Source organism: Actinomyces sp. ZJ308 (genome assembly GCF_011752065.1).
Classification (GTDB): domain Bacteria; phylum Actinomycetota; class Actinomycetes; order Actinomycetales; family Actinomycetaceae; genus Actinomyces.
Window position 1 is genome coordinate 167,423 of record NZ_JAAIJY010000002.1, and the last position, 26,080, is coordinate 193,502.

The 26,080-nt window shown below is 70.3% G+C and carries 19 protein-coding genes; 5 read left to right on the plus strand and 14 right to left on the minus strand.

Going from position 1 to position 26,080, the window contains the following annotated elements; all coding sequences use genetic code 11:
- Positions 1-11: 11 nt before the first annotated feature.
- From HCR68_RS01705 to HCR68_RS01720, 4 genes are all read right to left on the minus strand, one after another.
- Positions 12-1,538: a rhamnulokinase family protein gene (locus tag HCR68_RS01705; RefSeq protein ID WP_167145568.1), complete on the minus strand. Its 1,527-nt coding sequence runs from the start codon at positions 1,536-1,538 to the stop codon at positions 12-14.
- A 94-nt stretch (positions 1,539-1,632) separates the two neighbouring features.
- Complete coding sequence (gene rhaI, locus HCR68_RS01710; protein ID WP_167145570.1) at positions 1,633-2,817, minus strand: L-rhamnose isomerase; 1,185 nt, start codon at positions 2,815-2,817, stop codon at positions 1,633-1,635.
- Positions 2,818-2,974: 157 nt separating this feature from the next.
- Positions 2,975-4,258: an MFS transporter gene (locus HCR68_RS01715; protein ID WP_167145572.1), complete on the minus strand. Its 1,284-nt coding sequence runs from the start codon at positions 4,256-4,258 to the stop codon at positions 2,975-2,977.
- Positions 4,259-4,301: 43 nt separating this feature from the next.
- Positions 4,302-4,688, minus strand: coding sequence for an L-rhamnose mutarotase (locus tag HCR68_RS01720; protein WP_167145574.1), 387 nt, complete (start codon positions 4,686-4,688; stop codon positions 4,302-4,304).
- A gap of 272 nt (positions 4,689-4,960) precedes the next feature.
- Between HCR68_RS01720 and HCR68_RS01725 the strand changes: the two genes are divergently transcribed.
- Positions 4,961-5,983, plus strand: coding sequence for a LacI family DNA-binding transcriptional regulator (locus HCR68_RS01725; protein ID WP_243858871.1), 1,023 nt, complete (start codon positions 4,961-4,963; stop codon positions 5,981-5,983).
- A 137-nt stretch (positions 5,984-6,120) separates the two neighbouring features.
- On the opposite strand, the gene HCR68_RS01730 is transcribed toward HCR68_RS01725, so the two are convergent.
- Positions 6,121-6,672 carry a SprT family zinc-dependent metalloprotease gene (locus HCR68_RS01730; protein WP_167145576.1) on the minus strand — a complete coding sequence of 184 codons (552 nt, stop codon included), beginning with the start codon at positions 6,670-6,672 and terminating at the stop codon, positions 6,121-6,123.
- Positions 6,673-6,992: 320 nt separating this feature from the next.
- On the opposite strand from HCR68_RS01730, the gene HCR68_RS01735 reads away from it, so the two are divergent.
- Both HCR68_RS01735 and HCR68_RS01740 read left to right on the plus strand, forming a co-directional pair.
- Positions 6,993-8,117, plus strand: a complete 1,125-nt coding sequence (locus HCR68_RS01735) for a hemagglutinin (protein WP_243858872.1) — start codon at positions 6,993-6,995, stop codon at positions 8,115-8,117.
- A gap of 425 nt (positions 8,118-8,542) precedes the next feature.
- Positions 8,543-10,069, plus strand: coding sequence for a phospholipase D-like domain-containing protein (locus tag HCR68_RS01740; protein WP_167145578.1), 1,527 nt, complete (start codon positions 8,543-8,545; stop codon positions 10,067-10,069).
- A 291-nt stretch (positions 10,070-10,360) separates the two neighbouring features.
- Here HCR68_RS01740 and HCR68_RS01745 read toward each other — a convergent pair whose 3' ends face one another.
- Complete coding sequence (locus HCR68_RS01745) at positions 10,361-15,136, minus strand: DUF3418 domain-containing protein (RefSeq protein WP_167145580.1); 4,776 nt, start codon at positions 15,134-15,136, stop codon at positions 10,361-10,363.
- Positions 15,137-15,272: 136 nt separating this feature from the next.
- Here HCR68_RS01745 and HCR68_RS01750 point away from each other — a divergent pair, with 136 nt between their 5' ends.
- The gene (locus HCR68_RS01750; RefSeq protein ID WP_167145582.1) at positions 15,273-16,358 is read left to right on the plus strand and encodes an endonuclease/exonuclease/phosphatase family protein; all 1,086 of its coding nucleotides are present in this window, start codon (positions 15,273-15,275) and stop codon (positions 16,356-16,358) included.
- Positions 16,359-16,439: 81 nt separating this feature from the next.
- Here HCR68_RS01750 and HCR68_RS01755 read toward each other — a convergent pair whose 3' ends face one another.
- The 3 genes from HCR68_RS01755 to HCR68_RS01765 form a co-directional block, all read right to left on the minus strand.
- Entirely contained in the window at positions 16,440-17,261 is an 822-nt protein-coding gene (locus tag HCR68_RS01755; RefSeq protein WP_167145584.1) for an alpha/beta hydrolase, read from the minus strand.
- Positions 17,262-17,590: 329 nt separating this feature from the next.
- Positions 17,591-18,502: a copper homeostasis protein CutC gene (locus HCR68_RS01760; protein ID WP_208320474.1), complete on the minus strand. Its 912-nt coding sequence runs from the start codon at positions 18,500-18,502 to the stop codon at positions 17,591-17,593.
- A 56-nt stretch (positions 18,503-18,558) separates the two neighbouring features.
- Complete coding sequence (locus HCR68_RS01765; RefSeq protein WP_208320468.1) at positions 18,559-19,473, minus strand: cation diffusion facilitator family transporter; 915 nt, start codon at positions 19,471-19,473, stop codon at positions 18,559-18,561.
- 211 nt (positions 19,474-19,684) lie between these two features.
- On the opposite strand from HCR68_RS01765, the gene HCR68_RS01770 reads away from it, so the two are divergent.
- Positions 19,685-20,479, plus strand: coding sequence for a trimeric intracellular cation channel family protein (locus tag HCR68_RS01770; protein WP_243858873.1), 795 nt, complete (start codon positions 19,685-19,687; stop codon positions 20,477-20,479).
- A gap of 17 nt (positions 20,480-20,496) precedes the next feature.
- Here HCR68_RS01770 and HCR68_RS01775 read toward each other — a convergent pair whose 3' ends face one another.
- The 5 genes from HCR68_RS01775 to HCR68_RS01795 all read right to left on the minus strand — a co-directional run bounded on the left by HCR68_RS01775 (position 20,497) and on the right by HCR68_RS01795 (position 26,013).
- A complete protein-coding gene (locus tag HCR68_RS01775) occupies positions 20,497-20,814 on the minus strand; it encodes a YtxH domain-containing protein (RefSeq protein ID WP_167145589.1) in 318 nt (105 codons plus the stop codon).
- A gap of 147 nt (positions 20,815-20,961) precedes the next feature.
- Positions 20,962-21,300 carry a hypothetical protein gene (locus HCR68_RS01780; RefSeq protein ID WP_167145591.1) on the minus strand — a complete coding sequence of 113 codons (339 nt, stop codon included), beginning with the start codon at positions 21,298-21,300 and terminating at the stop codon, positions 20,962-20,964.
- Between the two features lie 386 nt (positions 21,301-21,686).
- Positions 21,687-22,952, minus strand: coding sequence for a phosphatase domain-containing protein (locus HCR68_RS01785; RefSeq protein ID WP_167145592.1), 1,266 nt, complete (start codon positions 22,950-22,952; stop codon positions 21,687-21,689).
- 316 nt (positions 22,953-23,268) lie between these two features.
- Positions 23,269-24,666, minus strand: coding sequence for a glycosyltransferase 87 family protein (locus tag HCR68_RS01790; RefSeq protein ID WP_167145594.1), 1,398 nt, complete (start codon positions 24,664-24,666; stop codon positions 23,269-23,271).
- Between the two features lie 60 nt (positions 24,667-24,726).
- Complete coding sequence (locus HCR68_RS01795) at positions 24,727-26,013, minus strand: MFS transporter (RefSeq protein ID WP_167145596.1); 1,287 nt, start codon at positions 26,011-26,013, stop codon at positions 24,727-24,729.
- Positions 26,014-26,080: the final 67 nt, after the last annotated feature.

Consider the following 26,080-nt stretch of genomic DNA (forward strand, 5'->3'; position numbering starts at 1 on the left):
GACCGGATGGATCAGCCGAAGAGACGGCGTTCCACGGCGTCCCAGTCGGCGCAGGCTCCGCTGTCGGGTACGTACCGCGTCAGCCGACTCGAGTGACGGATCAGACGCCGTAGGTCGCTCAGGTCTCCGTCGATCAGACCGGCTCCTCGAGCGGCGATGACGATGTTGCCCAGGGCCGTGCCCTCAGCCGGGCCGGCCATCACGGGGAGACCGGTCGCGTCTGCGGCGAGCTGGCACAGGAGCCGGTTGCGGATGCCGCCGCCGACGACGTGCAGCACCTTCACCTCTCGTCCCGAGAGCTCCACGGCCTGGCGCACCGCGCGGCGGTAGGCCAGGGCGAGGGAGTCGTTGATGCAGCGGACGTACTCCCCGATGTCTCGAGGCAGCGGCTGCTCGGTGGCACGTGCGGCGTCATCGATGCGCGCCGCCATGTCACCGGGGTCGTAGAAGGCGGCGTCATTGATATCGATGACGGTTCGTAGCGGCTCGGCTGCTGCCGCGGCTGCGTCGACCTCCGGCAAGGAGATCTCCAGGCCCTGGTCGCGCCAGGTGCGAACGGCTTCGTTAAGGACCCAAAGCCCCATGACGTTCTTGAGATAGCGAACAGTGTGGTCCACGCCGAGCTCGTTGGTGAAGTTTGCGGTCCGAGACGCCTCGGTGAGCACGGGCTCGTCCAGCTCCAGGCCGACCAGCGACCAGGTTCCGCAGGAGACGTAGGCGAACTCGGAGTCCGTGGCCGGTACGGAGGCAACGGCGGAGGCCGTGTCGTGACTACCGACAGCGATGACAGGAGTGGGTCTCCCGTCTGGACCGAAGATGTCCGCCGCATCGGGTCGTACTGTCCCGATGACGGTTCCCGGCTCGATGATGTCGGGCAGCAGGCCGCTCAGGTCGAGACCGATCTCCGTGCGCAGACGCTCCAGCAGGGGGCGGGACCAGGTTCTGCGACGCGCATCAACCAGCCCGGTGGTCGATGCGTTGGTCACCTCGGCAGTCCGTTTGCCGGTGAGGAAGCAGGCGAGAAGATCGGGCAGGAGCATCAGGGCGTGGGAGCCGGCGCCATCAGATGTCCGGGGTAAGCCGTCGTCCCGTTGCTGGGCCATGAGCTGGAACATCGTGTTGAAGTCCTGTACCTGCAACCCGTTGATCGCGTAAATCTCCTGCGCGGGAATTCTTGTGAAAACCTGTTCGGGAACCCCTCGGGTGCGTGCGGACCGGTAGGCGTGGACCTGGGATGACAAGGCGCCGGAGGCATTGACCAACCCGTAGTCCACTCCCCAGGTGTCAATACCGATCGCGGAAAGTGGGCCGACGTTGCGAACAGCGGTGAGTAGACCCTGACGCACCTCGCTCCACAGGTGCAGCACGTCCCAGAACAGGCGCTCCCCGTCTCTGGTGGGCACGGGTACGACGCTGTTCGAGAAGCGCCTGATCTCAGTGAGGGAGACGCGCCCGTTGGCGACGGTGCCGACCATGACGCGTCCGGAGGATGCGCCGAGGTCCACGGCGCCGATGTGGACAGGAGTGGCGTCGGACATGAGAGAACCTTTCGGGTGATGATGCGGGGGCGGCCTGGAACCGGAGCGGGCGGGGTCGGGGCCCGCCCACTCCGGCCTCGGACGCGATGAGGACTCAGGCTCCCCAGCCTGCGGCACTGCCTCCGATGCGCTCCGAGCGAATGCGTTCGAGGTATCCCGAATCGAGGAAGGCGCGCATCGGATCGGGGGCCAGTCCTTGGGACTCTCGCAGCTCGGCGAGCATCGGGCGCACGTCGGTGTTGAAGGCGTCAACGAAGATGTCATTGGCACCCAGCACGTCGCCGGCGAGCTGGGCTGCCTTCAGGGCCTCCCGGTCCACGAGCAACGCCTTGGCGGTGGCCTCCTGGACGTTGGTCGCGGAACGGATCTCGCCAGGAATCTTCTCCTCCAGGTTGTGGCACTGATCGAGCATGAAATTGACCCCGGAGTCAGGAGCCAGGGCCCCGGCGGCGACGATCTCGTTCATAATGCGGAAGAGCTGGTAGGGATCGGCGGCGCCGACGATGAGGTCGTCGTCGGCGTAGAAACGTGAGTTGAAGTCGAAGGCTCCCAGACGTCCCAGGCGGACCAGCTGGGCGACAATGAACTCGATATTTGTTCCCGGCGCATGGTGCCCGGTGTCCAGCACTACTTTGGCGCGCTCCCCGAGAGCCAGGCAGTGGACGAGGCTGGTGCCCCAATCCGGCACGTCGGTGTGGTAGAAGGCCGGTTCGAAGAACTTGTATTCCAGGACAAGGTGCTGGTCCTCATCGAGTGCCGCGTAGATCTGGGACAAGGAGTCGGCAAGACGATCCTGACGCTCGCGAATGGAGTCCTGACCGGGATAGTTCGTCCCGTCGGCCAACCAGATCTTCAGTGCCGGGGACCCAGTGGCCCGCATAATATCGATGCACTCCAGGTGGTGGGCGATCGCCTTGGTGCGAATCCGCTCGTCAGGATTGGTCAGGCTGCCGAGCTTGTAGTCCTCGTCCTGGAACACGTTGGAGTTGATCGTCCCGATCCGGACGCCCCGGTCCTCGGCGTGCCGGCGAAGGGCCTCGTAGTTATCAGTCTTGTCCCACGGGATGTGGAGAGAGACTCGGGGGGTGATGCCGGTGACGTTGTTGACCTCGGCGACGTCGTCGATCTTCTCGTACGGGTCACGGGGGACGCCTGCGGTGGTGAAGACGCGGAAACGAGTCCCCGAGTTGCCGAAGGCCCAGCTGGGCAGCTCGATGGTCTGTGTCCTCAGTAGGCTGAGTGCTTCCGGGGTCAGGTCGGACAGGCTTGGGCCGGTCATAGCGGTTCTCCGTTTCTGTGGGGCTGATCTGTGGGGTGGATTGGTGAGCTGTCAGTGGATCGGATCGGGGTGACGCGTTGCTGGACGGACTTGTTGTGGAGGCGCCGGTGCGGGGTGCGGCCCGGCCTTCACGGGCTTCACCCCGACCAACCGGCGATCATGCGTTGAGCACGTGCTCTCCGTAACGTTCCATCTCGATCTCCTCAAGGCTCTTCCCCTGGGTCCTCGGGGCGCCGATTGTTCCGACGGCGGTGGCCACCACCAGGAATCCGATCAGGATGATGCCGTCGATCAGCAGGCCGCCCGGGCGGGCGAGGATGACGGGGAAGATCAGGGAGATCAGGCCGGAGGCGAGACGTACGACGAAGAAGACGATGCCCTGGGCCGCTGAGCGGTATGGGGTTGCGAACAGCTCGGGAGACCACACCGAGTAGAAGGCCTGGGCCGACGGTCCTGCGGAGAGGCCCCAGATGACCGTGTACCCGAAAGCGGTCCAGGCGGCGTCGGACGGGCCGAAGACCAGAACGATCCAGGACACGATGGCGAGGAGCCCGCCCACCAGGTAGTGCCAGCGGTAAGGCACTCGGTCGACCAGTCCCATGAAGATGAATGTCGAGACAATGACGAAGCCCCAGGAGAGCATGGAGAACAGGTTGGTCTGCAGGGTCTCGTAGCCCATGGAGCTGAGGATCGTGGGCAGGAAGATCCCGTTCTGGGAGGCCGCCTGGTTCCAGCAGGTGTAGATGACCGCGAGGAACACCAGGGCGCTGATGTTGACACGGCGGTTGAAGAGCTTGCGGAACGATGCCCACATTGACGGGGGCTTGGCGTCCGCCCCGCCTTTGGCGTTCTCCCAGGTCTCAGACTCCTCAAGGCCCCGTCGGATGTACCAGGTGGCCAGGGCGATGACGACGAGGTGAGCGAAGACGATGCGGCTGCCGAGCAGCCCCAGCGGAGTCAGTGCCGCCGCCAGGCCGAAACCGATGAAGGGGCCGAATGACCAGGCGAGCTGGGTGGCGCCGATGTGCTTGCCGCGCTGGTCGGTGGGGGCGAACTCTGCGATGTAGGTCCACCCCGCGGGAACGGATGCGCCCACCGCCAGACCGATGATGATGAAACCGGTGAAGAGCATGGCCAGGTTGGTTGTGAAGACGACCACAAGGCCACCGGCGGCGTAGAGGAGGAGATCGTAGGTGTAGATGAACTTACGGCCGTACTTGTCGCACAGGGGCCCACCGATGAGAGCGCCGATGGCGGCACCGAATGCGTTGGCGCTGAATGCGGCCAGAAGACCGGCGATGGTGCCGTCGTCGTCGGGGAAGTACGCCTTGCCCCAGAAGCCGAGGGATGTTGCGATGGCAATGATGGAACCGGAGTCGATGTAGTTCGACATGGAGACTGCGGCAGTCGCCTTCCAGCCGGTCAGAGGGGTTTGAGCCATTCTCTCCTCCTTGAGAGATCTGAAGGGTGGGTGAAGCGGGGCGTCACGGGAGGTGGAAGTACTGGGCGAGGATCTCGGGTGTGCCGCCACCGGGCTGGACGAAGTACTGGGCCATCTCGGTCTGCCAGCGCGTATTGACGTCGTCGTCCTCCATGGCCCTCATCGAGGCGGCGGCGTCATCGGACTCGAAGTAGCCGACGACGAGGCCGTCCTCAGGCCTCAAGAAGAGGGAGTACCGGCGCCAGCCGGCGTTGCTGAGGGCGTCGCGCATGTCCTGCCAGACGTGCTGATGAACCTCGACGTACTCCGTGAGGCGCTCGGGACGCACTCGCAGGAGGAAGCAGCAGCGCTGCTCCGAGCGCTGTGGTGTGTGATCGAGGAGGGCCTTGAGCTGATCCTGGCCGGCTGATGCGGTTGGCGGGGTGGTCATCGAACGTCCTTGTCCGTGGGGAGGGGCGGGGCGACTCAAATGAATCGTTTCAATCAATGTAGCATCGCTCACTTGAAGCGGCAACCTCCGCTGGAGCGCGTGAGGCGGTGAGCCTCAGTGCCGTGCGCTGCGCGACTTGCGCAGATTTTCATGGAATGATTTCGCAGGCCCTGTCATGCCCGGTGGCGAGGGTGATGCGAAGCGACTCGGAACGCCGTCGACATCGACAGGGGCGACTGCACTCGCGCTTCCGCTCAGCGAAAGGGGGACACATGGATACAGTCGCGTCAGTGCGTCCCTCGGTGCGGGACGTCGCCGCCTGTGCCGGTGTGTCCGTGGGCACCGTCTCCCATGTGCTCAATCATCCCGAACGTGTCTCCGAGACGACTCGCAAGCGCGTGGAGGAGGCGATCGCGTCTCTGGGATTCGTGCGCTCGGAGACCGCGCGTCGTCTGCGTGATCGCGGGTCGAGCGTTGTCGGGGTCGTCGTCCATGATGTGTCCAACCCTTTTTTCACCGAAGCTGCTCGTGGGATCGAGGATCGTCTCCGTGAGTCGGGGTGCGTGCCGATGCTGTGCTCCTCTGACGCCGACTCTGCTCGCGAGCAGGAGATCCTATCCCTCCTGGCCGGAATGAGCTTACGAGGCGTGATCATCATGCCCTCGGCTACGACGCTGGACCGGCTCGGTATTTTCACGGAGCGAGGCATCCGCGTGGTCCTCATGGGCCATCCCCCGCTTCCCGGAACTCTGTCCACCGTTACCGGAGACGACGTCGCAGGAGCTCGGGCCGCGGTCTCCCATCTGCTGGAGCTCGGTCACCGGAGGATCGGATTCGTCAACGGCCCCACTGCCATACGGCAGGCACGGGACCGGCGCGACGGCGTCCTCAAGGAGCTCGTGGCGCGAGGGCTCGATCCTGGGGAGGTGCTTCTGGAGGTCGAGTCCGAGGTCGGCTCGAAGAGCTTCGATGCGGCTTCCGGGGCGGCCGGAGCGGCCAGGCTCCTGAGTGAACCGCACCCGCCGTCGGCGATCTTCTGCGCTAACGACCAGATGGCGATCGGCGCGATGCGGGAGATACGCCGTCGCGATCTGTCGATTCCCGGTGATGTAGCGGTTGTCGGCTACGACGACATCTCCTTCGCCGCCGAGCTCATCACGCCGTTGACCAGTGTGCATCAGCCGATGCGTGAAATGGGTGCGGCCGCCGCCGAGCTGCTTCTCGCAGAGGATGGCCGGACGCGCAGCGAGACCTTCATCCCGACGCTGGTGGTCCGGGAGTCAACGCTCGGGTGATCGGTCCGCGGCGTCGGGTAAGGCTCTTCCTGCCCGGACTGTTGTCGCCGGTCGCGTGAGAAGCGTGCTCAGGAGGCGGAGAAGCGTACGGCTGTTCCGCATGCCGTCACCATGAGCATGCCGTTGTCCGAGCACGCCTATAGGCGTCCTGACATCTCCTTGTGATCTTGTCCTGCCGCTCGGAGTCGCGCACCGTTGAGGAGGCGGCCGTAGCGCTCGCTGATCTCCTCGTGGGCGACTGGCCTGCCGTCGAGGCTCCAGGACAGCAGGTGCTCCAGGTTGAATCGAGGGGCGCAGCGCGAGCAGGAGACGGGAGAGGCCGGACGGCGCATTCGATCCACCTCGTGGCCGGCCGGGCACCTGCCCACCCAGCGTCCACGCAGTCTCGGCGCCCGGGCGTCCACGAGTCGTCGGCCCGTGGCTCCCAAGCGGATCGCCTCGGCGGCCCAGACGGCGTCGTGCCCGTGACGGGGGCCCACGCGCGCATGGGCGATCTCATGCAGGATCGTCTCGCGTACCTCAGCCTCGTCATACAGCCCCATGAGGTGGCGGCTGAGCGTGAGTCGGCGTCGCGCGTGATCCGTCTGACCGGCCCGGCGCCGTGCCCGGTCGAAGGCCAGGTCCCAGTCCCCGACGTCGGCCTCCTCCATGAGGGTGCGCGCCAGGCTCAGGACGTCGGGAAGGTTCACGTCCCCACAGTACGCTCCGCTGTCTTTTGCCAGGATCTCTACTGGGATCGGGGACTGCGATCCTCCTCGAGGACTGCGTTCTGTCGCAGACGACTGGGGGCCGGCCCCAGTGATCTGCGGGAAAACGCAGTCCCCGTCGGAAAAGTACGTCCCCGACCAGGGGCAGGCTCATGCCTGGAGTTGCCAGGCCGGCACAACCTCGCTACCCCGGCACCCGCTGACCCGGGCTCCGGCGCAGCGCCCTGGATGGCCGGTTGTTCCGGGAACTCCTGGAGTCGTGGGGGCGGTGCATGCGGTCTTTGTATGACACGATGATGCCGATGTCCCACCATCCCTCCAGTCGACGATCGCGGGCGCGCCGAGGCGCCGGCGGTTCCACGTCGTCCCAGCCCGCCCGTGCCTCGCAACGCGCCCGCCCGACGGCGCAGCGCGGCACCGACCGTGCCCGTCCCGGGAGTCAGGGGCGTCATCCCGGGCGGTCCCAGGAGCGCCGAGGGGAACGAGGGGATACTGAGCGTCCGGGCCGTCTCAGGGCCAGCGTCAAGCGTCGCAGATCGGGGCGGGCCGGCTCCGTCCTGTCCTTTCTGCGCAGTCCGGTCGGCGTCGTTGTCGCAGCCTTCCTGGTCACGCTCCTGGTGGGCCTGATCGCGCTGCGCGCGGCCGGCTCCTCGCTCAGCGGGCTGATCAACCTGGGGCGGCAGACCTCCGGGACCACCAGCTCCGCACCGGCCCCGTTGGCGCCCGATACGAGCGGCTTCGACGCCGCCCGAATCATCGACGACGAGGTCTTCTACGACGCCGACGCGATGACGCGCGAGGAGATCGCGGCCTTTCTGACGCGGGTCAACGCCGGGTGCCAGCCGGGCAGTGACGGCACCGAGTGCCTGGCCACGGCCACCTTCTCCACGCAGGCCCGTGAGGCCACCTCCTTCTGTCCCGGCGGCATCGAGTCCGCCTCCGGGCTCAGCGCGGCCGACGTCGTCTGGGAGGTCTCGCAGGCGTGCGACATCAACCCCCAGGTGCTCCTCGTCCTCATCCACAAGGAGCAGGGGCTGCTGACCGCCTCCGGTCGGACCCTGAGCGCCCGCGACTACGAGGCCGCGGCCGGTTACGCCTGTCCCGATCACGGGACCTGCGACCCTCAGTGGGCAGGCTTCTCCTCCCAGCTCTACGGGGCGGCCTCCCAGTTCCAGCGCTACCGTCTCAATCCGGGAACCTACGACGTGGTGGCGCAGCGGCCGACTCAGATCGCCTTCTCGCCCGACGCGCAGTGCGGCAGCGGCGAGCTCACGGTGATGAATCAGGCGACGGCGGGCCTGTACAACTACACGCCCTTCCAGCCCAACGAGGCCGCCGGCAGCGGAGGAGACCAGTGCACCTCGTGGGGGAACTGGAACTTCTACGGCTACTTCAAGGCGCTTTTTGGAAGTCCGACGTCGGACTGAAGGTTCTCGAATGTGCTACGACTCCGGCGCCGTTCCAACGATTCTGAGGTAGGGTGTTGTCACACCCGGAAGGCCGTGACCATATCGTCACCAAGCGTCATCATTTAGATGCGTTATTTCCAGCCTTCTCTCAGACAGCGTCGGCAGAGTCATAGTCACCGCTGGACGGTGGCGACCGCGAGGTACTGGGGAGTACCGCTGACCGGCCACCATCGAGTCTGGGCCACAGCCAAGGGAATGTGCTCGGACGTTCCAGTGAAGGAGGACCCGCTGCCGAATGGGAACCGGTAAGCGACCTCGTTGCGAAGGGCCCGGCCCGGTGGTTCAACCGGGGCGGGCCTTCGCAGTGCCTGGGCGCAGGGCCATCCGGCCCGCGCCCAGGCTTCCTTCCGGAAGGTCCTTCGAGGGCATGACATGATGCGAGCATGACGTTGCCGCCGGTACTGGCGACCACCTGGGTCGTCATCGAGTACCTCATCAAGATCGCCGCGCTGGGCACGGTTCCCGAGAACCGTCGCCCGTCGTCGTCGACCGCGTGGCTGCTGCTCATCTTCCTGCTGCCCCTCGTGGGGCTCCCGCTCTACCTGCTCATCGGCAGCCCGTGGGTCCACGGCACCCGCCGCCGCCAGCAGCACACCGTCAACGAGATCACGCTCGACTACACCCGCGCCATGCCGGACCTGCCCAAGGGGGCCCGCCCCTCGACCTACCTGGCCGGGGCGCTGCGCATGAACCGCCGGCTGACCGGACTGCCCTGCGTCAGCGGCGAGGTGGTGGCCGTCCACGCCGAGCCGAGTACCACCTACGAGGCCATGGCCCGCGCCGTCGATGCCGCCACCGACCATGTCCACGTCGAGTTCTACATCATGAGCTGGGACGAGGTCACCGACGTCTTCTTCGCGTCCCTGGAGCGCGCGGCGGCCCGCGGGGTCACGGTTCGCCTCCTGCTGGACCACCTGGGCAGCCGCAAGTACCCCGGCTGGAAGCAGTTCTGCCAGCGCATGACCGACGCCGGCATCCGCTGGCGGCTCATGATGCCGCTGCTGCCGCTCAAGCGCCGGTGGCGCCGCCCGGACCTGCGCAACCACCGCAAGATTCTCGTCGTCGACGGCGAGAAGGCCTTCATCGGCAGCCACAACGTCATCGACCCCACCTACCGGACCCGACGCAACGTGCGGGCCGGGCGTCGCTGGGAGGACCTGTCCGTGGAGGTCACCGGCGAGATCGTCCTGGAGGCCCAGGCCGTCTTCGCCATGGACTGGTACTTCGAGGCCGGCGAGCAGCTCGAGGCCTTCGACCTGGCCCTGGGGACGCCGGTGGAGACCCTGCCGGAGATGGCGGGGCTGCCGGGCGTCCCGGTGGGGACGCCGGCCCCGCGGCCAGGGCGGCCCGACGCCGTCGTCAACGCCATGCAGCTCATCCCCTCCGGGCCGGGCTACCCCACCGAGCCGAATCTGCGGATGTTCCTGGCGCTCATCAACGGCGCCAAGCGGCGCGTGTCCATCACCAGCCCCTACTTCATCCCCGACGAGGCGCTGCTGTCGGCGATGACCTCGGCCGCCTACCGGGGGGTGGAGGTCGAGCTGTTCGTGGGCAAGGAGTCCGACCAGTTCATCGTCAGCCACGCCCAGCGCTCCTACTACTCGGCGCTCCTGGCGGCGGGGGTGCGGATCTACCTCTACCCCTCTCCGACCGTCCTGCACTCGAAGTACATGACGGTCGACGACGAGGTCGGGGTCATCGGGTCCTCCAACATGGACTTCCGCTCCTTCGCCCTCAACTACGAGGTCATGCTGCTGGCCTTCGGCGGGGACCTCGATGACCTGCTGCGCATCAACGACGCCGACTACCGGGCCATCTGCACCGAGCTGACCCCGGAGGTGTGGGCCACCGAGCCCTGGTACAACCGCTACGTGGACAACGTCTGCCGCCTCATGTCCGCCGTGCTGTAGCGAAAGGGCGTCGGCCCCCGCACCTCGGTGGTGCGGGGGCCGACTGTGTGGAACCGGAGAAAGAGGCTGCGGAAGGCGTGGACGGAGAGTTCGAGCCTCCCGCAGCAGGTGTTCTGATGACGTGACTTCAGAGTAGGGGAGCCGGCTCCCGGTGTGATCATCCCGGTGGGTGAATGTGGTGCTGTCCGATCTCCTCCCTTTGGGGGAGGAGGCGGTCATCTCTGTAGATGACGGCTCCCCGCATCCTGCCTCCGCGCGGGGAGAAGCCAGACCGGCGCGTGGTCTGAGACGTCAGGCGATCTGGGCGCAGAGTTTGGTGATGCGCTGGAGGCTCACCTTGCGGCTCGTGCCCAGGGTTTGTGCGAACAGGCTGACTCGCAGCTCCTCCACCATCCAGCGGGCCTCCTCCAGAAGGGCCTCGCGCTGCGGGTCGGCCGGCAGCGAGGCCGCCTTGACGCGGGCCTTGTCCACGACCTCCTGCGCCTGGGAGACCTGGAAGGCCAGGGCCGCGTCCTGGGAGGCGGCCGACGGCGAGGAGGCCGCCTTCTCCACTCGCATCACCAGGGCCCTCAGGTATCGCTCCAGGTGCGTCAGGTGCTCCGGCGGGGTCGCGGTGAGGAAGCCGTCCGGGACCAGGGCCGCCGCGTGCTCGCGCACCTCCTGGAGCGTGCCCAGCAGGGTCAGCGACGTGTGCTCACCCACCACGCGATCCACCTCCCGGGCCGCCTTGAGCGCCGCGACCGCACACCGGGCCACCCGGTAGACCTCGTCCTCGAGCTCGTCGCGCATGAGACCGACGAGGGATTCGAAGACCTCCCGCCTGCGCACCTCGGCCAGCGGTTCACCCTCCGCCGAGTCCGCCCAGCGGCCGGCCACGATCCGGGCCGCAGCCGCCTCCATGTCCTCCACCAGTGCCTGCGTGCTCCGGTAGGGGCTCGCCGCCAGGATGAGTGACTCCTGCGCACTCCATCGGCTCGTCACCCGAGCCGTCGGCAAGGCCGTGCGGGCCAGGGCCAGGGCCGTGACCCCGGCGCCGTGCGCGCCCGCCTGGGCGACGGCGTCGGGCAGGATCCTTAAGTTCGCGCTCCTGGCCGAGGCGGCCACCAGGGCCGGGTAGCCGCGCACCACCAGGCCGGCCCGACCCGCCGACTCCACCGAGGCCGGGATCGTCGAACCGTCCGGCTCTCCCAGGCCCGGAACACCGCTCGGCCAATCGGTCAGACCCCGCCGCTCCTCCAGTCCGGAGGTCGCAGCGCTCGACCCGCCGACCTCGCCTGCCCCGGCAGCGCCGTCGGAACGCCGGGCGGCGGACTGCTGACCGCCCCTCTGCGCGCCCTTCCCCCTGCGGCCCTTACGGCCGGCCTTTCCGCCCGCGCCCCGGGAGTCCTGCCGCTCCTGGGCCTCGGCCATCGCCTGCGCCAGGGCGCCGCGCACCACCGAGCGCACGGCGGCCTCCGTCCTGCCCGACAACCTCTGCTGGAGCGAGACCAGGTCCCGGCTGCGCCCAATGACCCGGCCCCGGGCATCCAGAGCCGCGAAGCCCATCGCCAGGTGGTCCGGCAGCCGCTCGGCGGCCTCGGTCCAGTCGGCCTCCGTGATCTCCACGCCCCTGAGCCGGGAGACCACCTGGGCGAAGGCCTCCTCGAAGGGGGCCTCCGGGCAGCTCGCGCCGGGCGGCGTCGGGAAGTCCTCCCTCAGCTGTGCCCACACCTGGGCGCCCACGTCCGGGGCCGGCACCAGCTGGCGGCGCACCCGCTTGGGCAGGGCTCGGATCGTGGACACGCACAGCTCGGGGCGCATCCCCGGCACCAGCCAGTCGAAGCCCTCCGGGGCCAGCCGCCCCAGCACCTCCACCGGAATCTGGACGCTGACCCCGTCCTCGGTGCGGCCCGGCTCGAACACATAGTCCAGGCCCAGGGTGAGGTCGCCCTGCACCCACGTGTCCGGGAATCCGCTGGCGTCGCCCCCGCCGGGCAGCAGCAGCTCGCGGGTGAAGTCCAGCAGGTCCGGGGTGGTGCGCCGCTGGTCCTTCCACCAGGCGTCGAAGGCCGCCGCCGAGGTCACCTCCTCGGAGACGCGGTCGTCGTAGAAGTCGAACAGGGCGGTGTCATCGGCCAGCAGGCCGTGCTCGCGCCGACGCCGCTCCACGTCCTGAAGCTCCTCGATGAGCGCCCGGTTGCGCTCCACGAAGCCGTGCCGGGCGTGCCAGCCGCCCTCCACCAGGCCCGAGCGGATGAACATCTCCCGGGCCACCTCCCGGGCAGAGTCCGTCCCCACGCTCGCCAGCGTCGCCGGCCGGTCCGCCACCAGGGTCATCCCGTAGAGCAGCACCTTCTCGTGAACCATGGCCGCCCCCTGGCGGGTCGACCAGTAGGGCTCGCCGAAGACATGACGGGTCAGGCCCGCGCGGTCGGCCACCTGCTCGATCCACCGGGAGTCCACCTTGGCCACCGTCCGTGCGAAGAGCCGGGAGGTCTCCACCAGCTCGGCGGTCATCACCCAGTCGTAGGTCTTGCGGCGCAGCCCCGAGCCCGGCCAGATCGTGAAGCGGGTCCCGCGCGCGCCCGCGTACTCCCGACGCCGCTCGTCCCAGTTGCCCACGTTGGACAGCAGCCCCACCAGCAGCGAGCGGTGGATGGCGTCGGCGTCGGGCGTGTCCGCGCTGCGCCCCAGGGCCACGACGGCGGCCGCCACGCCCCCGTTGGCGACCTGGGCCGCGTGGCTGCCCGGATCCAGGGCCTGGGTGGCGGCGCGGATCGAGCGGGCCGTCGGCAGCTCCACCGGGGCGGCGTCCAGGCCGAGGGGCCGGGCGAGCTGGCGCAGCTGGGCGTGGACGTCCTGCCACTCGCGCACCCGCAGGTAGTGCAGGAACTCGGCGCGGCACATGCGCCGGAAGGCCGAGCCGGACAGCTCGCGGCTCTGCGTGCGCAGGTAGCGCCACAGATTCAGGTAGGTCAGGAAGTCGCTCGTCGGGTCGGCGAAGCGCCGGTGCAGGGCGTCGGAGGCCTCCTGCTTGTCCGCCGGGCGCTCGCGCACGTCCTGGATGGACAGGGCCGCCACGATGACCATGACCTCCCCGACGCAGCCCAGCTCGCCGGCCTCCAGGAGCATGCGCCCCAGACGCGGGTCGATCGGCAGGCGCGCCAGGCGCCGCCCGATCTCGGTCAGGCGCGGTCCCCGGCGGCCCCGCCCGGCGTCGTCGGACCGGGAGGAACCGGCCCCGGCCGGCTCGATCGCGCCGATCTCCGTGAGCAGCTGCAGCCCGGAGCGGACCTGGCGGGAGTCGGGGGCGTCCAGGAAGGGGAAGTCCTCCACCGCGCCCAGCCCCAGGGCCGCCATCTGCAGGATGACGCTGGCCAGCGAGGTGCGCAGGATCTCCGGCTCGGTGTACTCCGCTCGCGCCTCGAAGTCGGCCTGCGAGTAGAGGCGGATGGCGATGCCGTCGGCCACGCGCCCGCAACGGCCCGCGCGCTGGTTGGCGCTGGCCCGGCTGATCGGCTCGATCGGCAGGCGCTGGACCTTGGTGCGGTTGGAGTAGCGGGAGATGCGCGCCAGGCCCGGGTCGATGACGTAGCGGATCCCGGGAACCGTCAGCGAGGTCTCGGCCACGTTCGTGGCCAGGACGATGCGGCGCGCCTGGTGGGCCTCGAAGACGCGGTGCTGCTCGGCGGCGCTCAGGCGCGAGTACAGGGGCACGACCTCGACGGCGCCCGGCGTGCGTGAGCGGCCGTCGGGGGTGTAGCGCGCCCCCAGGTGGTCGATGAGGGCCGCCTCGGTGTCTCGGATGTCGCGCTCACCGGCCAGGAAGATGAGGATGTCGCCGCTGGGCTCGCCCATGAGTTCGTCGACGGCGTCGAGGATCCCCGTCACCTGGTCCTTGGGCTCACCGGGCTCGGGGTTCGCCCCGCCGGAGGCGGCCCGCCCGCGACCCTTCCCACGAGCGCCCTGGTTGCGGGGGCTGAGCGAGGTGGAGTCCGCTCCCGAACGGACGGCCTCACGGCGGGCCCGCGCCGCGGCGCGCACCGCCGGGTCGGGGGAGGTCAGGGCCTCCAGCTCGGCCTCGCTCAGCTCCCCGGGCGCCGCAGGGCCGGGCCGGGTGCTGCCGGCGCCACTGGCGTCGTCGGGGGAGGGGGTGACGTCGTCGGGAGTCAGCGGGCGGTAGCGGACCTCGACGGGGTAGGTGCGCCCGGAGACCTCGATGACGGGGGCCGGTACCGTGAAGGGCCGGCCCCGGTCGCCGGTGAGCTCGCGGCCGAAGTGCTCGGCGAAGCGCTCGGAGTCGATGGTGGCCGAGGTGATGATGACCTTCAGGTCCGGGCGCTGGGGCAGCAGGCGCGCCAGGTAGCCCAGGATGAAGTCGATGTTGAGACTGCGCTCGTGGGCCTCGTCCACGATGATCGTGTCGTAGCGGCGCAGCTGGGGGTCGGACTGGATCTCCGCCAGGAGGATGCCGTCGGTCATGAGCTTGACCAGGGTGTTCTCGCCGACCTCCTCGGTGAAGCGCACCTGGTAACCGACGACGCCGGCCGGCCCGATCGGGGTGCCCAGCTCGGAGGCGATGCGCTCGGCCACGGAGCGGGCCGCGATGCGCCGCGGCTGGGTGTGGCCGATCATGCCCGTCACGCCCCGGCCCAGCTCCAGGCAGATCTTGGGCAGCTGGGTGGTCTTGCCGCTGCCGGTCTCGCCGGCGACGATGACGACCTGGTGGTCGCGGATGGCGGCGGCGATCTCCTCGCGGCGGGCCGAGACCGGCAGCTCCTCGGGGTAGACGATCGCCGGGACGGCCGCGGCGCGGGCGGCGAGCCGCTCGGGGGAGTAGCCCGTCCAGGTGCTCCGACGTCGGCCCGGACCCTTACCCGGGCGCCGACCCCGGCGGCCCCCGCCACGGCGGGAGCGCCGGCCCTGCTCGCCCCTCGCGTTGTCGCTGCTGCCGTGGCTGTCGCGATCGGGGTGCCCCTCGTTCTGCCCGGTGCCCTGCTCGCGGTCCTGCTCGTCGCCGTGATGGCTGTTGTGCCGGTCGGCCCGATCGCCGTCGTGACCCCGGTTGCGGTCCTCGCCCTGTTCCATAGGTGACCCATTGTCCCCTATGCGCGCCCTCTGACCCGCCCGGGGACGCTGAGGGCGCACACGACTGCGGTCTGCGTCGGGTTCCTGGCGGTCCTGGGGCCTGGCCGGCGATGGTGGTGTCTGGTTGAGTGGGGTCATGAACCGTCGTCGACAGATCCTGCGGTGGATTCCCGCCGGCGTCCTCATCGCCCTGGCTCTGGCGAGCCTGTTCCTGCCGACGACGGCCCTCGTCCTCGCCCAGCTCATCGCCATGCGCTCGCTGCTGGCACTGGGTGCGGTGCTCACGGGCGTCGCGTTCCTCGCGGCCGCCGGTGGGCTGCGGTGGCGAGTGCGCCGTCGACCTGTGCAGCCGGGGCAGGGAGTGCGCGGGGCGGGGCTGCGCACCGGGGTGGTCGGTCTGGTCCTCCTCCTGGTGGCTGGAGCCCACGGCGGTGTCCTGCTGGCCCGAGGCGTGCGGGAGAGTCCTGTCAACGCGGATCACACCGGTGCCATCGGCGTCCTGAGCCTCAACACCGAGCGGGAGGGCGCCGACATCGAGACGGTCACCGGGCTGGCGGACGATGCTGGGGTGGACGTCGTGGTCCTGCCGGAGACGACGCAGCGCTACGGACAGCAGCTGGCCGAGGCCCTCAAGGAGGCGTCGTCGGCCAAGGGCGGGGAGACCTTCGCGGTCTTCTCCACCAGCGGGATGCCGCCTGGCCTGGCCGAGCAGGGGGTCGACGTCGAATCGGACCCGGCCTACTCCACAACTGTCCTCGTCTCCTCGCGCCTGGGCGAGTACCGGCAGGTGCAGGGACCCACCGACACGGGCTTCGGCGCGGTCCGGCTCGAACCGGCTGACGGGGACGGTCCCGTCATCGTGGGCGCCCACACCTACCCGCCGGTGCCGGGCGCTATGACCTGGTGGCGGAGCTCGGTGGCGGGTGTGGCCTCACTGTGCAGTCGCCCGCCCGGTGGACTCATCGTGGCCGGCGACCTCAACGCCACCCGCGACCATGCCCCGCTGCGAGACCTGGGAGGGTGCGCGAGCGCCGGGGAGCAGGCTGGGATCGGGGGCCTGGCCACCTGGCCCAGTGCCACCGGTACCAGCCGGCTCGGCGCCACCATCGATCACGTCCTGGTCGACGACAGTGCCTGGCGGGGGAGCCACGGAACAGTGGTCACTGTTCCCGGGACGGACCACCGCGCCGTCGTCGTCCGGCTCGTCGCGGACGCGCCTTAGGGCTCGGCGACTGACACCTGTGGACCCGTCCGCGGGCTCCAGGGTGCGTCCGCGAGGCCCGACGGACCCTCGCCACACGATTCAGCGCAGGCGGCGGCGAGCCCACTCCAGGCTCAGGCGGGCGACCTCCTCCTGGGCCTGGTCCAGGGTCTCGGCGTGAACGTGCACCATCTGGCTGGAGTCGGGCAGCAGGGGGAAGCCCTCGGCCGTGGCCTCGGCGGTGTCCGGCAGCTCGTTGGACAGCACCCCGTGCACCATGAGCACGGGCCAGGGCAGGTCGGCCAGGGTGCGCTCCGGCTCCTGCATGGAGAAGTCCGCTAGCGTCTCCTTGGACAGGATGTTCCACTCGCGCGAGTTGGGGTTGTCGTCCACCAGGCGCGTCAGTCCGTGCTGGGCGAGCTCGTCGAGCTGCTCGGGGGAGAAGACCTCCTCCCACAGGATCGACTGCGGGCCCACGATGGCGCCCACGAGCACGGCCGTGCGCACCTGCTCGGGGCGGGCCAGGAGAGCGGCCGTCGCCCCGAAGCCGTTGGCGTGGATCATCTGCCGGGTGAAGCCCAGGCCGGCCAGCCAGCTGGAGGCCGCACGCAGGTCCTCGGCCTCGCCCGCCAGAGTGATGACGTCGTCGTCGGACTCGCCCAGACCGGAGAAGTCCAGGCTGAGGGTGGCCAGGCCCGCCTCGCGGTAGCGGGCGCCGATGCGGTCCAGGCGGCCGTTCTGGCCGTGACGGTCGGTGAGGAAGTCATGCGCCAGCAGGACCACGCCCTCGGCCCGTGCCTGCGGGAGCTGGGCGTCGTCGGGCGTCGTGGAAACCTCCAGATCGATCGGAGCGGCCCCGGCGGGCAGGAGAAGGGTGCCGGCCAGGGTGATCCCGCGAGGGGTATCGATGCGGACGTCGCTCATGGGGTCAACCTAAGACAGAAAATAGGGGCGGTCATGGGGGTCGTGGGTGTCGTTGTCCCAATTGCGCTTCCAGCGTGATGGAGACGTCGAGGCGTCCGATCGCACCGGGTGTTGTGAATATCTACGAACCGTGAGGATTACTCGACGGCGACGGCGATGGGGACGTGGGCGGGGACGGTCGGGAGGCGCGGATGCGACGAGGGGAGTCGAGACAAGGGCCGGGGGAGACGACGACGCCGGGCGCCTCCCCGGATCGCCCGGGGGCGGCAGCCGGCGTCGGCAGCCGGATGGGTCAGGGCCTGTGGAGAGGGTCCGGCGGGGTTGCCGGGCTACTCGGGCAGCGGGACCGCGCGGACCGCCTCGACGGCGCGGCGCACCAGGGCCTCGTCGGTGCGCTGGGGCTCGTCGGGGGTCATCCCCTCACGCGGGCAGCGCATGTGGACCTCGCGCACGCCCGTGGACTCCACCAGGTCGACCAGGCCGTCGGGACGCACGGCCCCGGCCGCGACCACGGTCGGTCCGCCGCTGGTGACGAGCCCGGCGATCACCGAGGCGCCGTCGGCCGCGGTCTGAGCGGCACCACTGGTCAGGACGTAGCGCACGCCGAGGCCCTCCAGGTCCCCGTAGGCCTCGACGGTGTCGCGGCACTGGTCGAAGGCCCGGTGGAAGGTGACCGGGGCGCCGTTGGCCATGTCGACCAGCAGGCGCACCAGGCCGCGGTCGACGGCGCCGTCCTCGGTCAGGGCGCCGACGACGAAGCCCAGGTCCACGGCCGGCGGCAGCGCCCCGCGCCCCCCACCGGTGGCCTGGGGGCGGGTGAACTCGGCCATCTCCAGGGCCAGGGAGGCGATGCGCCGCACGTCGGCGATCATGGCCCGGCCCTCATCGGCGTCGTAGACGAAGGACCCGCCGCGGGGGCGGATGAGGACCCGCAGACCGAAGGGGGCGGCGGCCTCGGACTTGTCCGCCCAGTGGGCGCCGGCCTGGGCGCGGCGCTGCTCCACCTGCTCGGCGGCGGCGAAGATGGCGGCCTCGACGGTCCCGATCGAGGGGGTGGTGCCGGCGGCGGTGAGGTTCGCGCCCAGCTCGGCGCGGTCGGCCCCGGCGCGAGCGGAGATCCTCACGCCCTCGACGTCCTCGACACAGGTCTCCAGGACGATGTGGTCCGGACGGCGCCAGGTGGGGGTGGGAGCGGTGATCGTGTGCTGGCGCAGCGACGGTGCTGAGCCGGTGAGCCTCATTGCGTTCATGAGGCTGAGTCTGACATGTCCGGACGTTGATGAAAACCGGGTAGATGTCAGATGTCTTCAAGATCCTCGTAGGACTTGGGGTCCTCGATCGGCTCCAGGTGCGCCGAGATGCGCAGGCTGGAATCGGCGTCGACCAGCTCGTCAATGATCTGCTCGGTGAAGTCGTGCCCCTGCTTGACGCTCCAGACCGCGGGAACCAGCACGTGCAGCTCCATGAACCGTCGGTTGCCGGCCTCGCGCACCCGCACCGCGTGAAAGTCGATCATGCCCTGGCGACGGTGACGGGACAGGACCTTCTCGACGCTCTGAAGCACCTCGGTGGACGGGGCGATGTCCATCAGCCCGCCCACCGAGTCCCGGATGAGGGTGAAGCCGGTCCACATGATGTTGAGCCCGGCTCCCAGGGCGACGACGGCGTCGAGCACGGCCGAGCTGAAGACCTCCACCAGCGCCACCCCGACCAGGACCGCCGCGGAGGTGACGACGTCGGTGGCCAGGTGCTTGGCGTCGGCCACCAGGGTCATGGAGCGCTCGCGGCGCCCGGCCCGGTAGAGCACCCACGCCGCCGCGCCGTTGAGGATCGAGGCGATCACCGAGACCGCCAGGCCCAGCCCCAGCTGCTCTGGCATCCGCGGGTCGATGAGGCGTCCGATGGCGGAGATGATGATGAAGGCGGCGGCCACGAAGATCATGACGCCCTCGACGACGGCCGAGAAGTACTCGGCCTTGGAGTGGCCGAACTGGTGGTCCGCGTCGGCGGGCTTGGCCGCGATCTTCAGGACGATGAGCGCCACGATCGCCGCCACCAGGTTGACCACCGACTCGGCGGCGTCGGAGAGCAGACCCACCGAGCCGGTCAGCCAGGCCGCGGCCCCCTTGAGCGTGATCGTGCCCAGGGCGGCGCCGATGGAGAGCCACGCGTAGGAGCTGAGGTCCTTGGGGGGTGCGTATCGTGAGGACACCTCCTGATCATCGCGTGGGCCGGTGCGCCCTGGCCACCTGAGGTTTCGCATCGCCGCAACGCGCGAGTCGCAGGCGCCCGGTGCCCGGCCGACGGGCCGGGTGTGGGCTAGTGTGGCTCGCGACGGCGGCTGCCGGGCCCGCACCGGGGCCGACACCGTGGCCGACGTCGGGGCGCAGGAACGACAACATCGGTGAAAGGCGGGGGATCGGGTGCTGGACGTCTCCTCCCTCCTCCCGCCCGCGCTTCACATGCCGGCCTCCCTCACCGACACCTTCCGGGTGCTCGACCTGTGCGGCGTCCTGCTCAACGGGATCCTGGGCGGGCTCATCGCCCGGCGCAAGAACTTCGACCTCGTGGGCTTCGTCGTCCTGGCCATGCTGACGTCCACCGCCGGCGGCATTCTGCGCGATGTCATGATCCAGGCCGGCCCGCCCTTCGCCCTGACCGACCCCTACTACCTCTACACCGCCTGCCTGGGCGCCACGGTGGCCTGGTTCGTGCCCCTGACCTCGCGCCCCACCCGGCGCCTGCTCGTGGTCGCCGACGCCGTCATCCTGGGCTGCTGGGCCGCCACCGGCGCCTCGAAGGCCCTCACCCACGGGCTCGGCGTCATGCCGGCCCTCCTGCTGGGCTGCCTCACGGCGATCGGGGGCTCCATGATCCGCGATGTCGCGGTGGGGGAGACCCCGGCGGTCTTCGGCGGCAACAAGCTCTACGCGATCCCGGCGCTCATCGCCGCAGGCACTCAGGTCGTGGCGGTGAAGGCGGGGGTGGCCGACGCGCACGCCATGCTGGTGTCCACCGCCGTGGGGGCGGGACTGTGCGTGCTCGCCTACTGGCGCTCCTGGCAGCTGCCGGTCATCGCCGACCGGGAGCGGCGCCGGGCCGGACGCCGCAGCGGGGCGGGCGCCCTGGTCGGCTGGCGCCGGGCGCTCATGATGGGGCCGCTCAAGCCTCCGGCCTGGCGCGGTCGCGGTGGAGGGCCGACCGGCCCCGACGAGTAGCCGGCCAGTAGCCGGCCTCAGACCTCCTCGCCGACCGGGCGAACGCTGGCCTCGCCGGCGTCGACGGGCTGGGACTGGCCACCGCTCCTGGCCGACGGCGCCCCGAAGAGCCGCTCCTTGACGGCGTCGGCCACCTTCTCGGTGACGGCCTCGCCCTGGGTGCGCACGGCCTGCTTGACGTGGCTGGAGGCGGCGTCGACCCGGGTGCGCACGAAGGGCTGCTCAGCGACCCTCGAGGCGGCGGACTTGATGCGCTCGTACTGGGCGCGCCCCGCGCGGGTCCCGAGCACGTACCCTGCGCCGAGTCCGAGGATGAAGGGGATCTTGCCGGCCATGTATGTCTCCTGAGCTTGAGGGAAGCGCTGGTTGATGAGTCATCACCATACCGGCCCCTGACCGCGGCGGCCGCCGCGAGGAGGTCCCGGCGGCGGCCTGATCGCCCACAGCGTCACGTGCGGGGGCGTTCGCACGATGCTGTGGAATCACATGGCTGCCGGCGAGGAGTCGTCGCCGGCCTGGCTCTCGGTGCTGGTTCCGTGGGCGCCGGGCTGGGCGCTGACGAGGCCGTCAGGTGAGACGGTGGTGATGTAGGAGCGCCCGCCCAGGACCACGCCGAGGGCCACCAGCAGACCGGTGCCCATGAGGGTCGCTACCTGCAGCACGTTGAGGTCGGCCAGGATCGCGTGGCGGCGCAGCGAGGCGGCGGTCGAGGACGTTGAGGACGCCGAGCGGGCTCTCGGGGCCGCAGTACCCGCGGCGGACGTGGCGGTGGGCTCGGTCGAGGAGTCCTTGGCAGAGACGTCAGTGGAGAAGGGGGACATTGTGGTTCCTCCTGTTCGGTGGGGATGGGAACTGGGCGTGCGCCCCATGTGGAACCAGATAACCGCCGGGACCTGTCGGCCTCGTAGGGCACGTCTGTGGTCTTCCTGTGAAGAGAGGAGGGAGCTGGTCGAACCGCATGCTGCCGGGGATCGGCGGAGTCGGAGGAGGCGGCGTGAGACATGCCGCACCGGGGGAGAGGGCCGCTGGAACCGGCGGGGCCGCCTCCGTTGCCTCCGGTCGCGCGGCCGTACCCTGTGGGGCGCAGGCTGGTCCGAGAGTTCAGGATCCGCGCCGCAGGGCACGGTCGCGAGCTTTTCGGTGACCGACTCTGACCGTCGGTGACCGTCGGCGGCCACCGGTGACGTTCGGTGACTCCCCGAGGTCGTCAGCGGCGCGGCGGGGCCTCCAGCAGCCAGCGGGGCAGGAGCCGGGCCAGCTCGTAGCCGTCGGCGCCCACGACGACGGGCACGTCGGCCTCGGCCAGGGTGCGGGCCTCGGGGCCGATGCCCATGGGGTGAGCGGTCAGCCCGCCGGCGAGCACCTGCTGGGTGGCGGTCAGGCGGCGGATGGCGACGGCGGCGATCCGGTCGGCGTGGTGGCGGGCGGCCTCGCCGTAGATGTGCGGGTCGTGCTGGCCGTCGTCGCCGAAGAGGATCCAGGTGATCTGGGGCAGGTCGATCATGAGCCGGCGCAGCTCGGTGCGCTTGTGCTCGATGCCCGAGCGGAACCAGCCGGTGTTGGTCGGCCCCCAGTCGGTCATGAGCGCCGGTCCCGAGGGGAAGCCGTGGCGGGAGAAGAAGGAGCGCAGCGTGGGCATCACGTTCCACGCGCCAGTGGACAGGTACATCATCGGGGTGTCCGGGTGGGCGGCCCGGATGCGCGAGTAGAGCTCGGCCATGCCGGGGACGGGCTCGCGCGCCGAGGAGTACTTGACGAGCTGGTTCCAGGCGGCCACGAGCACGCGGGGGACGTGCGTCACCATGGCAGTGTCGTCGATGTCGGAGATGATCCCCAGACGCGGGCCCTCGGGGATGATGAGGACCTTGGCGGCGACGGCCTCGGCCCCGGTCGCCTCGATCCGGGCCTCGTGCCAGCCCGGCTCCAGCCCGTGATCGCGCACGACGACGTCGATGTAGCCGCTGCGGTCCGCCCTGGTGCGCACGCTGGCCCGACCCACGTGGACGGTCACCGGCAGGAAGGCCACCGGCACCTCGATGAACAGGCGCCAGCCGCGCTGGGCGTCGAGCAGGCTGGTCAGGGCGAAGTCGCGGGCCTGTGCGGGGCTGACCGGCAGGGAGGCCGGCAGGGAGCGGAACAGCGGGCCCTCGGCCGGGGCGTCCTGGGGGCGCATCACCATGCGGGCCAGTACCCGGGCCATGGAGGCGGGCCGGGAGGCCTCGGCCGCGCGGGACACCGAGGGCGTCCCCGGGCGGCCGCCGCCTCGGGCTCGCGGGTGGATCGCCCTGTGGCGCTGATCCGACGTCGGCCCTGACGGGTTCGATGGGGCTGACGGTTCCGGCCGAGTCGGTGCGCTGGTGCCGTAGCCGTCGTAGGGGATGACGCGGGGGCGCCAGCCCTGACGCTTGAGGACGGGGACGGAGTCGCGGTGGAACTGGTCCTCGACGGCGCGGGCGATGTCGGAGAGGGGCACCCCCCGATCCTAGGCGACGGGCCGAATCCGGGGGCCGATGTGAGGGGGCGTTCTGAGCGTTCTGAAGCGGGGCGCCTCGGATTCCGCCGCCAGGGGGCGGGCTACTCCACGAGCCTCGGGACCTACTGGCCAGGGGTTGGGTGCACTGCACGAGACCCCGGACCTCGTGGAGTACCCCCGCGTCCCGGCCAGTGGACTCCTGGGCTCGTGCAGTGCCCACGGGGCACCACGAGGCACCGCGGGGCGACCGCCCTCGCCCCTCATGTCATCGCAGCGCCCCGCATCCAATAAGTCATCCAATAAGTCATCCACTGAGTCATCCACTGACGCGACCGCTTAAAGCCGCCAGGCGCCGGCCGGACGCCCACCACAGGGTGGCGCCGCAGCCCAGGGCCCACCAGGTATAGCTCGAGCCGACGACCTTGGCCCAGGCGGGCCAGCCCTGCTCGACATGGTTCTGCTCGGGGAACCACCACTGCATCGCCAGGACGAAGACGAGGACCCCGGCGACCCCGGCGACCCCGAGCGCGGTGGAGCGCCAGCGCCAGGACGCCGCCCCCACCGACATGAGGGCCGGCAGGCACCACACCCAGTGGTGCGACCAGGAGATGGGGGAGATGAGCAGGCCCAGCACCATGACCACGCTGACCTGAAGGGACAGGACCAGGCCGGCCTCTGCGGCGTGAGCGGAGTCCGCGGTGCCGGCCACGCCGTCGTCGGTCGTGCTGCCCGAGCCCCGCAGTCGGTCCAGCCGGCGGCACAGGAACCAGGCCGCGACCACCGTCAGCAGTGAGCACGCCGCCCAGGTCGGGTTCCAGGCCGACTCCGGCAGCGCCCGGGCGATCGCGCCCTTGAGGTTCTGGTTGCCGGAGTAGTCGGCGAAGCCGGCGCGCCCCGGGTCCCACATGGCCGAGGTGAAGAACTCCCACGTCTCGGCGGGAGCCATCAGCCCGGCCAGGACCGTCAGCCCGACGGCGCTGCCGGCCATCGTGGAGGCTGCCCGCCACTCGCGTCGCGCCAGGAGCACCAGGATCGCCACCGCCGGCGTCAGCTTGATCGCCGCGGCCAGGCCGCTGAGGACGCCGCGCCACCGTGATCGGGTGGGCACCACGAGCAGGTCGACGGCGACCAGGGCCATGAGGATGGCGTTGACCTGCGCGTACTCCATCGTCTTGGGGAGGGGCTCCAGCACGACCACCCCGACCAGTGCGAGCCACGGCGCCAGGCCGTGCGCCGTGCGGACCCTGACCCTCAGCTGCCTGAGCACCGCGTACACCGTCACAGCGGCGCACAGCGGGGTGGCCACCATCAGCAGCACGGTGGCCGACTGGTACGACATCCAGGTCAGCGGCGTGATGACCCAGGCCGCCAGCGGCGTGTAGGTGAAGGGCCACAGGTGCTGGGGCGGGTTGGCGTACCAGCTGTAGAGGTCTCCTCCCTCGTGCCACTGGCGAACAGCCTCGTAGTAGACGAAGGAATCGAGCTTGAAGAGCCACTGGCCGTTGCCGTCCACCAGGGACCAGTAGGCGGGCACCAGCAGCACGAGCCACCCCAGGACGGCCACGACCGGTGCGCGTGCGGCTGCAACCAGAGGCGCGAGCCGGGTTGCCGGTGCGCGGCGGTCCGTGCGGTGGTCACGGTCCTGACGGTCCTCGGCCTCGGAGCCGGACCGTGCGGATTGGGCCTCGTTCAGTGAATTCCCTGCGATGGACATCGCGCTGAGTGTAGAAGAGGCGCGGAGCCTGCCGGGAATCGAGAGTCAGTCCCCCGGTCGTCAGTGGGCCGACAGGGGGCGAGTGGTCCGCGCGCGCCTGAGGGCGGGCAGGCCCACGATCCCGGCCACGACGGCGGCCCAGGCGAAGCCGGCGACCGTCAGGTACCCGGCCCGCGATCCGCCGGCGTCCGCGGCCTGACCCGCCAGCAGCGACCCGACCGAGACCCCGACATTGAGCGCCGTACTCACCCAGGCCAGCCCCTCGGTGAGCTGGGACGGGGCCACCGTCACCTGCACGATGTTGTTGCCGCTGGTCAGGGTGGGGGCGATGGCCAGTCCCGTCATCAGGGCCAGCACCGAGAGGATCACGAGGTTCGGCGCCAGGGAGAAGGTCGAGGTACCCACGGCCAGCGCCACCGTCCCGGCCATGAGCTGCTTCCACAGCGGCCACCCCCACGTGCGCGATCCGTAGAGGAGGGCGGCGGCGAAGGACCCCACGCCCCAGACCGCCAGCACCAGGCCGGAGGCCGACTTGTGTCCGGCCTCAGTGGCGAAGGCGACCGCGGCCACGTCGTTGGCCCCGAACATGGCGCCGGCGAGCAGGAAGACGACGACGGCGGCCACGACGGCCCCGTAGCGCAGAACCGGACGGTGCCGCGCGGGGTCATGAGCCGCGTCGGCGGCGGAGCCCTTGGAGCTCTCGGCGTCCTCGGCGACCTCAGTCCTGTGCTGCGACCGGTGAGGATGCGGGGCGGGCTCGGTGGCGCGCCGGCTGAGGAACCACAGCCCGCCGAACAGCTGCATCGCCAGGCAGGTCACCCAGCCCGAGGTCACCGGGAGGAACGGCGTCGTGCACAGGGCGGTGGCCAGCACCGGGCCGAGGATGAAGGCCACCTCGTCCAGGGCCGCCTCCAGGGAGAAGGCCGCGTGGACGTCCTCGGGGCGAGTGAGCATCGCCGTCCAGCGCGCCCGCACCAGTGAGCCCATGGAGCCGGTCAGCCCGCCCGCCAGGGCGGCCAGCACCGCCAGAGCACTCAGATGCATGTGCGTGGAGGCGGCGACGACCAGCCCCGCCAGGCTCGCCGACGACGCCGTGATCGCCGGCAGCATGACGCGCGACTGGCCGTAGCGGTCGACGCACCGGGCCAGGATCGGCGCCCCGATCGCCATCGCCACGAAGTTCGCGGCGCTGACCAGCCCGGCGGCCGTGTAGGAGCCGTAGAGCTCCTCGACGGCGAGAATCGTGGAGATCCCCACCATCGACATGGGGAACCGGGCGATGAGGCCCGCGGTCGTGAAGGAGCGGGCGCCGGGGCGAGTGAGTATCGCGTTGTAGGAGGTGGCCATGTCGAGAGCTGCTGGGAGTAGGTGCCTGCTGGTGGCCGGGCCGGTCCGATCCGGTCGAGGGACCGAC